This window comes from Streptomyces sp. NPDC111516 (assembly GCF_055635345.1).
Genome location: NZ_JBVKBV010000001.1, coordinates 755244 through 767900 on the forward strand (window position 1 = coordinate 755244; position 12657 = coordinate 767900).

The following is a 12657-nucleotide window of genomic DNA, read 5'->3' on the forward strand; positions in this document are numbered from 1 at the left end:
GCCCGCCGAAGGGCGGGGTCGCGGGAGACCACACGCCATGAATTCTTCGCACACCTGCACTACTTCTACCTGTTCGCCTGCCCGGTTGCTCGCGTCCGGACCAGCCGCGCAGACGCCGGCCGGACTCGTCGGCGACACCCCGCTGTTGTGGGTCGGTGAGCCGTTCACCACCGCCGGCCACGGGTTCTGGGCGAAACTCGAAGGACACAACCCTGGCGGGATCAAGGACCGTACCGCGCTGTACATGGTGGCCCGCGCACGCGAACGCGGCGAACTGCTGCCCGGAGCACCGATCGTGGAGTCCACTTCCGGCACCTTGGGCCTGGGCCTGGCGCTGGCCGGGGTGACGTTCGGGCATCCGGTGGCGGTGGTCACCGACCCCGGCATGGAGCCGCTGATGCGCGGCCTGCTCACCGCCTACGGCGCCGAACTGCATGTGGTGACCGAGCCGCATCCGGTGGGCGGCTGGCAGCAGGCCCGCCGCGAGAGGGTCGACCAGCTGCTGGCTGCACGGCCGGATGCCTGGTGTCCGGATCAGTACCACAACCCCGACAACGTGGCCGCCTACGCCCCGTTGGCCCACGAGCTGGTCGCCCAGCTCGGCCGCATCGACACCCTGGTGGTGAGCGTCGGCACCGGCGGGCACTCGGCCGGCATCGGCCAGGTGCTGCGCGGCTTCTTCCCCGCCTTGCGGATCGTGGGCGTCGACACCTGCGGCTCCACGATCTTCGGGCAGCCCGCCGCACCGAGGCTGATGCGAGGGCTGGGTTCCAGCATCTACCCGCGCAACGTCGACTACGCCCTGTTCGACGAGGTGCACTGGGTCGCCGCCGGTGAGGCGGTCCGGTCAGCCCGCGCCCTGGCGAAGGCCCGGTACGCGACGGGCGGATGGAGCGTGGGCGCGGTCGCGCTGGTCGCCCGCCACATGGCCGCCACATCGGCGGCGGAGACGCGGATCGCCGCGGTGTTCCCCGACGGCCCGCAGAGGTATGTGGGCACGGTCTTCGACGACGTCTGGTGCCGTACCCACCAGCTACTCGGCCAGGAACCTGCCGACGCGCCGGACGAGCTGGCGCATCCCGGTGAGCGGGTCGTGGTCCGCTGGAGCCGCTGCACGACGGTCCTCGATCCCCTGGCCGGGACCGCCCGCACGGCTGCCGAGGAGCGCGGGCTGGTTGGGGTGGCCCGGTGAAGGCGCTACCGGCGGCGACCCGGAGCTTTTCTCCGGCGGTGCGGCTGTTGATGGTGAACCAGTTCGCCATCAACCTCGCGTTCTACATGCTCATGCCCTATCTCGCCGCTCACCTCGCAGGGCAACTGGGGCTGGCGGCCTGGGCGGTAGGCCTCGTGCTGGGGGTGCGTAACTTCTCCCAACAAGGCATGTTCCTGATCGGCGGCACCATCGCCGACCGCTTCGGCTACAAGGCCCCGATCATGGTCGGCTGTCTGCTGCGCACCGGCGGGTTCGCCCTGCTGGGGTGGGTCGACAGCCTGCCCGCCCTGGTGGCCGCGTCGGCGGCCACCGGGTTCGCCGGGGCCCTGTTCAACCCGGCCGTGCGCGCCTACCTCGCCGCCGAGGCCGGCGAGCGGAGGGTGGACGCCTTCGCCGCGTTCAACGTCTATTACCAGGCCGGGATGCTGCTGGGCCCGCTGGTCGGACTCGCCCTGCTGGCGGCCGACTTCCGCCTGGTGTGCACCGTCGCGGCCGCCATTTTCGCCGCGCTCACCGTGCTCCAGGGCCACGCACTGCCGACCCGCCGCGCCACCGCCGCCAAGGACAGCGGGGATGCGGACGGGGTGCTCGCGCAGTGGCGCCAGGTGGTGGCCAACCGGCCGTTCCTGCTGTTCTCGCTCGCGATGATCGGCTCCTACGTGCTGACCTTCCAGGTCTACCTGGCCCTTCCCATGGCCGCCGATGCCACGCTCGGGGCCGACGGCACGAAGGCCACGAGCGGCCTGTTCGTGCTCTCCGCCGCGGTGACGGTCGCCGGGCAGCTCAGGCTGACCGCCTGGGCGAAGGCGCGGTGGAGCCGTTCGCAGGCGATGGTGCGCGGGCTGGCCGCGATGGGCCTGGCGTTCACCCCGCTCGCCCTCGCCCAGGCCGCCGGTACGGGGATGTGGCGGACCTCGGTCGAGCTGGCGGCCCTGGCGGCGGCCGTCGCCCTGCTGGCGGTGGGCAGTGCGGTGGTCTACCCGCTGGAGATGGACACCGTCGTGGCACTCTCCGGCAACCGCCTGGTGGCCACGCACTACGGCCTCTACAACACCGTTTCCGGCCTCGGTGTCACGCTGGGCAACCTGGCCACCGGAGCACTGTGGGACTTCGCCGCCGCCCACCACGCGCTGTGGCTGACCTGGGCGGCGCTGACGGCGACCGGGCTGGGCTGCGCCGGTGCCGTGTACGGGCTGGCGCGCACCGGCCGCATCGGCGCCCCGGCGCCCGTGCCGCTGGCCGCCTGAACCCGGCATCCCGACGAGTACGGCCCGGGGGCTGCGGGTCCATGGCGTGAACAGGCCGGGGCCGGGACCCGCAGCAACCACTGGGTGACGGGCGTCGCATCCCCTGTCAGAAATACCCCCCCTGGTATCTCTGTTACGGTAGATGACAGATACCCCGGGGGGTAAAATTTCAAGGGAGATTGCCGTGTTCTTCGCCGACACCCTGGAGACCGAAGGTCTGGGCAACCGCAGCTACCTGGCCGGGGGAGCCCGGGCGGCCGTCGTCATGGACCCGCCCCGGGACATCGACCGGGTCATCGCCGCTGCCGCGGAACGCGGTGTGCGGATCGTCGCGGTCGCCGAGACGCATGTGCACAACGACTACGTGACCGGCGGGCTGGCACTGGCCCGTCTCACGGGGGCCCGCTATCTGGTGCCGGCCGGGGCATCGGTGGCGTACGAGCGGGTGCCGGTGGCCGACGGTGACGTCGAGCGGATCGAGGACGGCATCGGGCTGAAGGCGGTCGCCACACACCGCACCACACCTCCTACGTCCTTGAGGAGAACGGCCGGGCGGTCGCCGCGTTCACCGGCGGATCGCTGCTGATCGGCAGCGTGGGCCGGCCGGATCTCGTGGAGCCCCGGCTGACCGAACAGCTGGCCCGTGCCCAACACGCCTCCGCCCACCGCCTGGCGGCCGAGCTGGACGACGCGGTGGCGGTCATGCCCACACACGGGTTCGGCAGTTTCTGCTCCTCCACCCAGGCCGGGGGCGAGCACAGCACCATCGGGGCGGAGAAGGTCTCCAACCCCGTACTGGCGCAGGACGTGGAGACGTTCGTGGCCGGCCTCCTCGCGGGCCTGGACGACGTGCCCGCCTACTACACGCACATGGGCCCGGCCAACGCCGCGGGCCCCGCGCCGCTGGACCTGACCGAGCCACGGCGGGCCGACGCCGGTGAGATCGCGCGACGCCTGGCCGCCGGTGAGTGGGTTGTCGACCTGCGCAGCCGTGTCGCGTTCGCCGAAGGACATGTGTCCGGGGCCTTCAACTTCGAGATCGAGGGCCAGTTGGCGACGTATCTGGCGTGGATGATCCCGTGGGGCAAGCCGGTCACGCTCCTGGCGCAGAGCGCCGAGGACGTCACCCGGGCTCAGCGGGAACTGGCCCGCGTGGGTATCGACCGGCCGGCCGCCGCCGCGGTCGGCGCGCCCTCCGACTGGGTCGCCGAGGACGGGACACTCGCCTCGTTCCCGCGCGCGACGTTCGCCGGCCTCGCCGCCGCACGGGCGCGGGGAGAACAGCCGGTGGTCCTGGACGTGCGCCGGGACGGCGAGCGGGCCGGCGGCTGGATCGAGAGCAGTGTCCATGTCCCCGTCCACCAGATCCACCAGCGCCTGAACGAGGTGCCCGCGGGTACCGTCTGGGTGCACTGCGCCGGAGGGATGCGGGCGGCCATCGCCGCCTCGGTGCTGGACGCCGCCGGACGGGACGTGGTCGCCGTCGACGACGGATACGCCGCAGCCGCGGATGCGGGACTCGCCCTCGTGGCCCCTGACCGGCACTGACTGCACATTCCCGTCCGGTCCGGGCCACTGCCCGGTCGGCGGCAGCACGTAAGGAACGCAAGATGATCTTTTCCCGACGCGAGGGCGGTCGCCCCGCCCCGGGGGCCGTGCACGTACCCCTGACGCGGCTGCTCGCCGAGCGCCCGATGCCCTGTGTCGATGTGACCGGCGGCACGAGGGCGTGGAGCGCGGCGGGGCTCACTGTGCACAACACACGCGCCCCCGCAGGCACCGTGCACAACACACGCGGACTCGCGGGCACCGTCATATGACCGCGGTCCTGCTGGCCCTGGCCGCCGGCGCGCTGGTGGGCCTGGCCCTCGGATCACTGGGGGCCGGCGGCAGCATCCTGACGGTCCCCGCGCTGATCTACCTGCTCGGCTTCAGCCCGGCAGAGGCAACCACGGCCAGCCTGATCATCGTCATCGTCACGTCGCTGACCGCCCTCGTGGCCCACGAGAGGGCGGGAGCCGTGAACTGGCGTGCGGGACTGCTGTTCGCGGCGGCGGGAATCCTGCCTGCCGCCGGGGCGGGACTGCTGTCCGCGCACATCCCCGCCGCCGTGCTCACCCTTGCCTTCGCCGTGCTGGCCACACTGGCCGCCCTGCGCATGCTGCGCCGCAAGACCCCCGCAGGCAGCGGGACGTCGGTCTCGGCGGGGCGTGCGGCCGGGGCCGGCGCCGGGCTGGGCGCGGTCACCGGGTTCCTGGGAGTCGGCGGCGGCTTCCTCGCCGTCCCGGCGCTGGTGGCCGTACTGGCCGTACCGATGAGCGCGGCCGTCGGCACGAGCCTGCTGGTCATCATCGCCAACGCGCTGGTGGCCCTCGCGGCCAGGGCGACCACCGATGTCACCCTGGACTGGGCCCTGATCATGCCGTTCATCGCGACGGCGGTTCTGGGCGCCTGGGACGGCAAACGCCTGACCGCCAAGGTCGCGCCGGACACACTCCAGCGCGGCTTCGGAATTCTGCTGCTGGCCGTCGCCGTGACGATGGCCGTGGGCGTAGTGCTGTGACCCCCACGGGGCGACCGTTCAGGCCGGTGACGGGAATCAGGCCAGTGACAGGAAGAGCTTTTCCAGCCGGGCCCGCATCTGAACCGAGTCCCGCACTTGCGGATCGTCGCTGGTCATGCACTGCTGCAGCCCTGTCGCGATGATCGAGAACCCGGCCCGGTCCAGGGCGCGGGAGACGGCGGCCAACTGCGTGACGACGTCCTCGCAGTCCCGCCCCTCCTCGATCATCCTGACCACGCCGGCGAGCTGGCCCTGTGCACGCCGAAGCCGGTTCAGCGCCGACTTCAGCTCATCGGCCGTCATGTCGAGTTCCATATACCCTTCCTCCTCCATATACCCCTATGGGTATCGTACGTGGAGGGCGACCCATTCCCGAAAGGCATTGTTCCGTGACCACCCCCGCCCCTCTGTCCTTCTCCCAGGCCGCTGCCCGGTACGCGGAGTTCACCGTGATCGACGTCCGCACTCCCGGCGAGTACGCCGGCGGCCACCTCCCCGGCGCCCACAACATCCCCCTGGACCGGCTGCACGAGGCCGTCGGCGCACTGAAGGACGCTTCGGGCCTCGCACCGCTGCTGATGGTGTGCGCCTCCGGCAACCGCTCGGCCAAGGCCTGCATCCAGCTGTCCGCCCTGGGGATCGAGGCCGCGAACCTGGAGGGCGGGACCGGCGGCTGGGCGGCCGCGGGCCACCCCGTCGAGCGGCCCGCCGGAGCGCGCTCCACCTGGCCGATGGACCGCCAGGTCCGGCTGGCCGCCGGGTCGCTGGTCGTCGTCGGATTCCTCGCGGGCTTCGCCTGGCAGCCGGCGCACTGGCTGTCCGGCGCGGTCGGCGCCGGCCTCGTGTTCTCCGGCGTGACCAACACCTGCGGGATGGCCGCGATCCTGGCCAGGCTCCCCCACAACCGGCCCCCCAGGAACACCGTCTCCCTCCAGGACACGCTCGCGCGCCTGGCCGCCTGATCACGAATGCCGCTGCCCGCCCCGATCGAGAGGGGGCGGGCAGCGGTCTGCCGTCGGGGCAGTGCGTCGCTGACGGTGGCCGGGCGCCGGCGCGAACGCGCTCGTGAGGACGACGGCCAGGAGCGAGCAGCATGAGGGCAGATCTCATCCGTGGCCACCCCGGAGGCTGCTGCGACACACCGTCGGACAGCGCGGTCACACCTCGGTCACACCAGCCCGATACCTTGAGGTGTGGGGTGGACGACCACTGAATGGTCGATCTTACAAATGACAGAAACCCCAGGTCAGATCGTTTCTTCCTGAGGCTTCATGGTGGGGCGGGTGGGACTCGAACCCACGGCCGACGGATTATGAGTCCGCTGCTCTAACCGGCTGAGCTACCGCCCCTTTTCGGCGTGGCGCGTACAAGTGTGCGCGCCGTCTGCCGCAGCATAGCCGGTCATACGATCTCTCGCTCCGGATGGTCGGCCACACATGACCATGGAGACCGCGCCGCGCCCTGCCCGGTTCCGGACGGTGCGGAGTAGACGCCAAAGAGTTACCTGAACCCCACACGCACCACGCCGCGCACCACGTTGCCGGACGGTCATGGGCACACCCCCGGGCACGCGAAAAAGGACCCCGCAGGGCCCTCTTCCGTTCCGCTCCCCCGACTGGACTCGAACCAGTAACCCTCCGGTTAACAGCCGAATGCTCTGCCAATTGAGCTACAGGGGATCGCGCTCCCCCGACTGGACTCGAACCAGTAACCTGCCGGTTAACAGCCGGCTGCTCTGCCAATTGAGCTACAGGGGATTGCTGCGTTTGCACCGGACTCCACCTACCTGGCTACTGCCGGGCGGCGGGCGTTCGCTGCGACACATACATTAGCGCAAGCAGGGGGGTGCTTTGCCAATCGGTATCGCCCGGGGTGATCTCGGGTGCCCGCGGGTAGGCGGGCAGCACACGTCGCACTGAGCAAGGAAGGGTGGCAGCCATGCGGTACCGGCTCACGTTCATCGCCGGACTGGCCCTCGGATACGTGATCGGCACGCGGGCCGGGCGCGAGCGCTACGAGCAGATGAAGAAGTCCGCACGTCAGTTCGCCCAGAATCCGGCCGTGCGCAACACCGCCGAGTCCGCAGCGCGCGGCGGCCGCGATCTGGCCGAGAAGGCCTGCCACGCGGTCGGCGAGAAAGTGCCCGCCTCGGTGACCGACCGGGTGCGCTCGCTGCGGGACCGCGGGCGCAACGGCCTGAACGGCGAGGACGACTGGGGCACCACCAACACGTAGCGGACGGGCCGCCCGCCCGCTGCCGCATCACCGGTACGGAAACGCTCCGGCGGTGCGGCAGAATCTTGGGCATGGGCATAGTCGCCGGCTTGGACAGTTCTTCCGCCTTCACGCACATCGTTGTCTGCGATACGGACACCGGAGCCGTGCTGCGCCGGGGATACGCCGCACACCCCGTCGAGGCGAAGGCCACCGAGGTCGACCCGCAGGCGTGGCTGCTCTCACTCGGTGAGGCCGCCGACGGCGGGCTGCTCGAAGGTGTGCAGGCCATCGGTGTCTCCGCGCAGCAGCACGGCCTGGTGCCGCTGGACCACCAGGGCAATCTCGTACGTCCGGCACTGCTCGGCAATGACAAGCGCGCGCAGGTCGCCGCGGCCGATCTGATCGAAGGGCTCGGCGGGCGGCAGTCCTGGGCCGAGGCGGTCGGGGCGGTGCCGCAGGCCGCGCAGCCGGTGTCGAAGCTGCGCTGGCTGGCGCGGACGGAGCCGGAGGCCGCCCGGCGCGTGGCCTCGGTGCTGCAGCCGCACGACTGGCTGGTGTGGCAGCTGCTGGGGCGGCCGGCTCGGCGGACCACCGACCGGGGGGCGGCGTCCGGCACCGGTTACTGGTCGGCGGACAGTGGTTCCTACCGGCCGGATCTGGTGGAGCTCGCGCTCGGGCACCAGGCCGCGCTGCCCGAGGTCCTCGGCCCCTCCGACGCGGCCGGGAAGACGCCCGAGGGGCTGCTGATCTCCGCGGGGACCGGCGAGACGATGGCGGCGGCGTTCGGGCTGGGGATCGGGGTCGGCGACGCGGTGGTGTCGCTGGGCGCGTCGGGTTCGGTCATGGCGGTGCACCACGAGGCGCTGTCCGATCCCAGCGGGATGATCACCTCGTTCGCTGACGCGACCGGAATGCATATGCCGGTGGTGTACACGTCGAACGCGGTACGCGCGTTGCGCGGGACCGCCGAGATGCTGGGCGTGGAGGGTCTTGAGGAGCTGTCCGCGCTGGCGCTGAAGTCGACGCCGGGCGCCTCCGGTCTCGTACTCCTGCCGTATCTGGAGGGCGAGCGCACCCCGCATCTGCCGCACACGGCGGGGACGCTGTGCGGGCTGCGGCGCGAGTCGATGAAGCCGGAGCATCTGGCGCGGGCGGCGTTCGAGGGGATGCTGTGCTCGCTGGCCGACGCGCTCGATGTGCTGCGCGGCCGCGGGGTCGAGGTGCGGCGGGTGTTCCTGCTGGGCGCGGCGGCCGAACTGCCCGCCGTGCAGGGGCTCGCGCCCGCGTTGTTCGGTACGCAGGTGGTCGTGCCGCAGCCCGCCGAGTACGCGGCGCTGGGCGCGGCCCGGCAGGCGGCCTGGGCGCTGGGGGTCTCGCAGGGGACCGCGGATCCGCTCACTCCCCCGGCCTGGCAGGGTGCCGCGGCGCAGGTGCTGGAGCCGGGCGAGGAGCTGGCGGTCGGGCAGGCGGTCCGCCAGCAGTACGTGGCGACACGGGACCAGATCCATCCCGGGGCGTTCGACTCCGCGCCCTGAGAGCCTGTCGGGTGGCCTGCCGCACACCCTGCGTGACATGACCGGGTGCACCCGTCGGAGATCGATCTTCCGCATGTGTACTCGGTCTGTTTTTTGACCTGGTCTTGAAGAAAATCGTTCGCGGTCGCCCTCGGGGGTACCGGAAAATGGGTCGACTCCCGACCTCTGCCGACTCCGAGAGACACGCGTGCTCATAAAACTCCTGCGGGCCTATCTCGGCCCGTACAAGAAACCCATCCTGCTGCTGGTCCTCCTCCAACTCCTGCAGACCTGCGCCAGCCTGTATCTGCCCACCCTGAACGCCGACATCATCGACAACGGTGTCGTCAAGGGGGACACGGGCTACATCCTGGAGTTCGGCGGCATCATGATCGCCGTCAGCATCGGCCAGGTGGTCTGCAACATCGGGGCCGTCTTCTACGGCGCCCGCACCGCGTCCGCCCTCGGCCGTGATGTCCGGGCGTCGATCTTCGACCGGGTGCAGTCGTTCTCCGCGCGTGAGGTCGGACGGTTCGGCGCGCCCTCGCTGATCACGCGTACGACCAATGACGTCCAGCAGGTCCAGATGCTGGTGCTGATGACGTTCACCCTGATGGTTTCGGCGCCGATCATGTGTATCGGCGGCATCATCATGGCGCTCGGCCAGGATGTCCCGCTGTCGGCGGTGCTGCTCGCGGTGGTGCCGGTGCTCGGCATCGCGGTGAGCCTGATCGTCAAGCGGATGCGGCCGCTGTTCCGCACCATGCAGGAGCGGGTCGACACCGTGAACCGGGTGCTGCGTGAGCAGATCACCGGCAACCGCGTCATCCGCGCCTTCGTCCGCGACCGTTACGAGGAGGAGCGCTTCCGCGGTGCCAACAACGAGTTGACCGATGTGGCACTGTCCACGGGCCGGCTGATGGCGCTGATGTTCCCGACCGTGATGACGGTCGTGAACGTGTCCTCGATCGCCGTGGTCTGGTTCGGTGCCCACCGCATCGACAGTGGCGGCATGGAGATCGGCGCGCTGACCGCGTTCCTCGCCTATCTGATGCAGATCGTCATGTCGGTGATGATGGCCACCTTCATGTTCATGATGGTGCCGCGTGCCGAGGTCTGTGCCGAGCGCATCCAGGAGGTCCTGGAGACCGAATCGAGCGTGATTCCGCCCGTCAAGCCGGTGCGCGAGCTGCGCGCCCACGGGCATCTGGAGGTCCGCGGGGCGGACTTCCGCTACCCGGGCGCCGAGGAGCCGGTGCTGCGGTCGGTGAATCTGGTGGCCCGCCCCGGCGAGACCACCGCGATCATCGGCTCGACGGGCAGCGGGAAGTCGACGCTGCTCGGGCTCGTACCGCGGCTGTTCGACGTTACGGACGGCCAGGTGCTGGTCGACGGCACGGACGTACGGACGCTGGAACCGTCGCTGCTGGCGAAGACCGTGAGCCTCGTTCCGCAGAAGCCGTACCTGTTCTCCGGGACGGTCGCGACGAATCTGCGGTACGGGAACCCGGACGCCACCGACGAGGAGCTCTGGCACGCGCTGGAGGTCGCGCAGGCCAAGGAGTTCGTCGAGGCACTGGAGCACGGCCTGAACGCGCCGATCGCGCAGGGCGGCACCAATGTCTCCGGCGGGCAGCGGCAGCGTCTGTCGATCGCCAGGACGCTGGTGCAGCGGCCGGAGATCTACCTCTTCGACGACTCGTTCTCGGCGCTCGACTACGCGACCGATGCCGCACTGCGCGGGGCACTCGCGCAGGAGACGGCCGAGGCGACCGTGGTGATCGTGGCGCAGCGGGTGTCCACCATCCGCGACGCCGACCGGATCCTGGTACTGGACGAGGGCCGGGTCGTCGGCTCCGGTACCCATCACGAGCTGATGGACGGCAATGAAACGTACCGGGAGATCGTGCTCTCCCAACTGACGGAAGCGGAGGCCGCATAATGGCCGGTCCTGGCGGACGCATGATGGCGGGCGGGGCGCCGACCGACCGGTCCATGGACTTCAAGGGGTCCTCGAAGCGGCTGCTGAAGCTCTTCGGCTCGGAGAAGGCCTCGCTGTACGTGATGCTGGCAGCCTGCGTGGTGAGCGTCGGGCTGTCGGTGGTCGGGCCGAAGATCCTCGGCAGGGCGACCGACCTGGTGTTCGCCGGGGTCATCGGCGGGCAGATGTCCGACAGCACGACGAAGGAGCAGGCCATCGAGGGCCTGCGCAAGGCCAACAGCGGCCTCGCCGACATGCTCTCCGGGGTGGACTTCGTCCCCGGTCACGGCATCGACTTCGGTGCGGTGGGCGACGTACTGCTGACGGCGCTGGCGGTCTATGTCGGTGCCGGGCTGCTCATGCTGGTGGCGACCCGGGTGTCGATCCGGATCATCAACCGGGTCGTGTTCCAGCTGCGTGAGGACATCCAGACGAAGCTGTCGCGGCTGCCGCTGTCGTACTTCGACCGCGCCGAGCGCGGCGAGGTGCTCAGTCGGGCGACGAACGACATCGACAACATCTCCCAGACGATGCAGCAGACGATGGGCCAGCTCATCAACTCCCTGCTCACCATCATCGGCGTGCTGGTCATGATGTTCTGGGTCTCGCCGCTGCTGGCGCTGGTCGCGCTGGTGACGGTGCCGCTCTCGGTGGTCGTGGCCGCGAAGGTCGGCAAGCGGTCGCAGCCGCAGTTCGTGCAGCAGTGGAAGGTGACGGGCAAGCTCAACGCCCACATCGAGGAGATGTACACCGGGCACACCCTGGTGAAGGTCTTCGGGCGGCAGGAGGAGTCCGCACGGGGCTTCGCCGAGCAGAACGAGGCACTGTACGAGGCGGGCTTCAAGGCGCAGTTCAACAGCGGGATCATGCAGCCGCTGATGATGTTCGTCTCCAACCTGAACTATGTGCTGATCGCCGTCGTCGGTGGTCTGCGGGTCGCTTCTGGTTCGCTGTCGATCGGTGACGTGCAGGCGTTCATCCAGTACTCGCGGCAGTTCTCGATGCCGCTGACCCAGGTCGCCTCGATGGCGAACCTGGTGCAGTCGGGTGTCGCGTCGGCCGAGCGCATCTTCGAGCTGCTGGACGCCGAGGAGCAGGGCGCCGACCCCGCGCCCGGCACGAGCGAGCGCCCGAAGGAGCTGCGGGGCAGCGTCTCGCTGGAGAAGGTGTCGTTCCGCTACGACCCGGAGAAGCCGCTCATCGAGGACCTGTCGCTGAACGTCGAGCCGGGCCACACGGTCGCGATCGTCGGCCCGACCGGCGCGGGCAAGACCACACTCGTCAATCTCCTGATGCGGTTCTACGAGGTGACGGGCGGACGGATCACTCTCGACGGGGTCGACGTGGCGAACATGTCGCGCGACGACCTTCGGTCGGGGATAGGCATGGTCCTCCAGGACACCTGGCTGTTCGGCGGGTCGATCGCGGAGAACATCGCGTACGGCGCTTCGCGCGAGGTCACCCGGGAAGAGATCGAGGAGGCGGCGAGGGCCGCCCACGCGGACCGCTTCGTCCGCACCCTGCCGGACGGTTACGACACGGTGATCGACGACGAGGGCTCCGGCGTCAGCGCGGGCGAGAAGCAGCTGATCACCATCGCGCGGGCGTTCCTGTCCGACCCGGTGATCCTGGTGCTCGACGAGGCGACGAGCTCCGTCGACACCCGTACCGAGGTGCTGATCCAGAAGGCGATGGCGCGCCTGGCGCACGGTCGTACGAGCTTCGTGATCGCGCACCGGCTCTCCACCATCCGGGATGCCGACGTCATCCTGGTGATGGAGAACGGCTCGATCGTCGAACAGGGCACGCACGACGAACTGCTGGCTGCCGAGGGGGCGTACGCCCGGCTGTATTCGGCGCAGTTCGCGCAGGCGGTCGCCGAAGTCGACTAGGGTCTTTCGTTTGGATCATGCCGGGCTCGG

10 protein-coding genes, 3 tRNA genes and 1 pseudogene are annotated in these 12657 nt (G+C 70.2%); 10 read left to right on the forward strand and 4 right to left on the reverse strand.

Annotated elements, in window-relative coordinates; translation table 11 throughout:
* Positions 1 to 37 precede the first annotated feature (37 nt).
* From ACZ7L9_RS03595 to ACZ7L9_RS03615, 5 genes and pseudogenes are all read left to right on the forward strand, one after another.
* Entirely contained in the window at positions 38 to 1192 is a 1155-nt protein-coding gene (locus ACZ7L9_RS03595) for a PLP-dependent cysteine synthase family protein (RefSeq protein ID WP_471412177.1), read from the forward strand.
* 50 nt (positions 1193 to 1242) lie between these two features.
* The gene (locus ACZ7L9_RS03600; protein WP_471412179.1) at positions 1243 to 2460 is read left to right on the forward strand and encodes an MFS transporter; all 1218 of its coding nucleotides are present in this window, start codon (positions 1243 to 1245) and stop codon (positions 2458 to 2460) included.
* A gap of 184 nt (positions 2461 to 2644) precedes the next feature.
* Positions 2645 to 4008, forward strand: a pseudogene (locus ACZ7L9_RS03605) (rhodanese-like domain-containing protein).
* 62 nt (positions 4009 to 4070) lie between these two features.
* Positions 4071 to 4280, forward strand: coding sequence for a hypothetical protein (locus ACZ7L9_RS03610; RefSeq protein WP_471412180.1), 210 nt, complete (start codon positions 4071 to 4073; stop codon positions 4278 to 4280).
* Positions 4277 to 5023, forward strand: a complete 747-nt coding sequence (locus tag ACZ7L9_RS03615; RefSeq protein ID WP_471412182.1) for a sulfite exporter TauE/SafE family protein — start codon at positions 4277 to 4279, stop codon at positions 5021 to 5023. The genes ACZ7L9_RS03610 and ACZ7L9_RS03615 overlap by 4 nt, the downstream gene beginning before the upstream one ends.
* 36 nt (positions 5024 to 5059) lie before the next feature.
* Here the strand turns inward: ACZ7L9_RS03615 and ACZ7L9_RS03620 are convergent, their stop codons facing one another.
* Positions 5060 to 5338 (reverse strand): metal-sensitive transcriptional regulator, encoded by a 279-nt coding sequence (locus ACZ7L9_RS03620; protein ID WP_471412183.1) that lies wholly within the window; start codon positions 5336 to 5338, stop codon positions 5060 to 5062.
* A 74-nt stretch (positions 5339 to 5412) separates the two neighbouring features.
* Between ACZ7L9_RS03620 and ACZ7L9_RS03625 the strand changes: the two genes are divergently transcribed.
* Positions 5413 to 5985, forward strand: coding sequence for a rhodanese-like domain-containing protein (locus ACZ7L9_RS03625; RefSeq protein ID WP_471412185.1), 573 nt, complete (start codon positions 5413 to 5415; stop codon positions 5983 to 5985).
* 310 nt (positions 5986 to 6295) lie between these two features.
* Here ACZ7L9_RS03625 and ACZ7L9_RS03630 read toward each other — a convergent pair.
* The 3 genes from ACZ7L9_RS03630 to ACZ7L9_RS03640 form a co-directional block, all read right to left on the reverse strand.
* Positions 6296 to 6372, reverse strand: a tRNA-Ile gene (locus tag ACZ7L9_RS03630).
* Positions 6373 to 6629: 257 nt separating this feature from the next.
* Positions 6630 to 6702, reverse strand: a tRNA-Asn gene (locus ACZ7L9_RS03635).
* 5 nt (positions 6703 to 6707) lie between these two features.
* Positions 6708 to 6780, reverse strand: a tRNA-Asn gene (locus ACZ7L9_RS03640).
* Between the two features lie 181 nt (positions 6781 to 6961).
* Here ACZ7L9_RS03640 and ACZ7L9_RS03645 point away from each other — a divergent pair.
* From ACZ7L9_RS03645 to ACZ7L9_RS03660, 4 genes are all read left to right on the forward strand, one after another.
* Complete coding sequence (locus ACZ7L9_RS03645) at positions 6962 to 7258, forward strand: YtxH domain-containing protein (protein ID WP_471412769.1); 297 nt, start codon at positions 6962 to 6964, stop codon at positions 7256 to 7258.
* Positions 7259 to 7329: 71 nt separating this feature from the next.
* Positions 7330 to 8775 carry an FGGY family carbohydrate kinase gene (locus ACZ7L9_RS03650; RefSeq protein WP_471412186.1) on the forward strand — a complete coding sequence of 482 codons (1446 nt, stop codon included), beginning with the start codon at positions 7330 to 7332 and terminating at the stop codon, positions 8773 to 8775.
* A gap of 187 nt (positions 8776 to 8962) precedes the next feature.
* Entirely contained in the window at positions 8963 to 10696 is a 1734-nt protein-coding gene (locus ACZ7L9_RS03655; RefSeq protein ID WP_471412187.1) for an ABC transporter ATP-binding protein, read from the forward strand.
* Complete coding sequence (locus ACZ7L9_RS03660) at positions 10696 to 12627, forward strand: ABC transporter ATP-binding protein (protein WP_471412189.1); 1932 nt, start codon at positions 10696 to 10698, stop codon at positions 12625 to 12627. Before ACZ7L9_RS03655 ends, ACZ7L9_RS03660 begins: the two co-directional genes overlap by 1 nt.
* The last annotated feature ends 30 nt before the right edge of the window (positions 12628 to 12657 follow it).

Bases quoted from the DNA above. Each gene is read 5' to 3' on its own strand.
- ACZ7L9_RS03610 (WP_471412180.1), top strand. From the start codon at position 4,071: ATGATCTTTTCCCGACGCGAGGGCGGTCGCCCCGCCCCGGGGGCCGTG.
- ACZ7L9_RS03620 (WP_471412183.1), bottom strand. From the start codon at position 5,338: ATGGAACTCGACATGACGGCCGATGAGCTGAAGTCGGCGCTGAACCGG.
- ACZ7L9_RS03615 (WP_471412182.1), top strand. From the start codon at position 4,277: ATGACCGCGGTCCTGCTGGCCCTGGCCGCCGGCGCGCTGGTGGGCCTG.
- ACZ7L9_RS03660 (WP_471412189.1), top strand. From the start codon at position 10,696: ATGGCCGGTCCTGGCGGACGCATGATGGCGGGCGGGGCGCCGACCGAC.
- ACZ7L9_RS03645 (WP_471412769.1), top strand. From the start codon at position 6,962: ATGCGGTACCGGCTCACGTTCATCGCCGGACTGGCCCTCGGATACGTG.
- ACZ7L9_RS03650 (WP_471412186.1), top strand. From the start codon at position 7,330: ATGGGCATAGTCGCCGGCTTGGACAGTTCTTCCGCCTTCACGCACATC.
- ACZ7L9_RS03600 (WP_471412179.1), top strand. From the start codon at position 1,243: ATGGTGAACCAGTTCGCCATCAACCTCGCGTTCTACATGCTCATGCCC.
- ACZ7L9_RS03595 (WP_471412177.1), top strand. From the start codon at position 38: ATGAATTCTTCGCACACCTGCACTACTTCTACCTGTTCGCCTGCCCGG.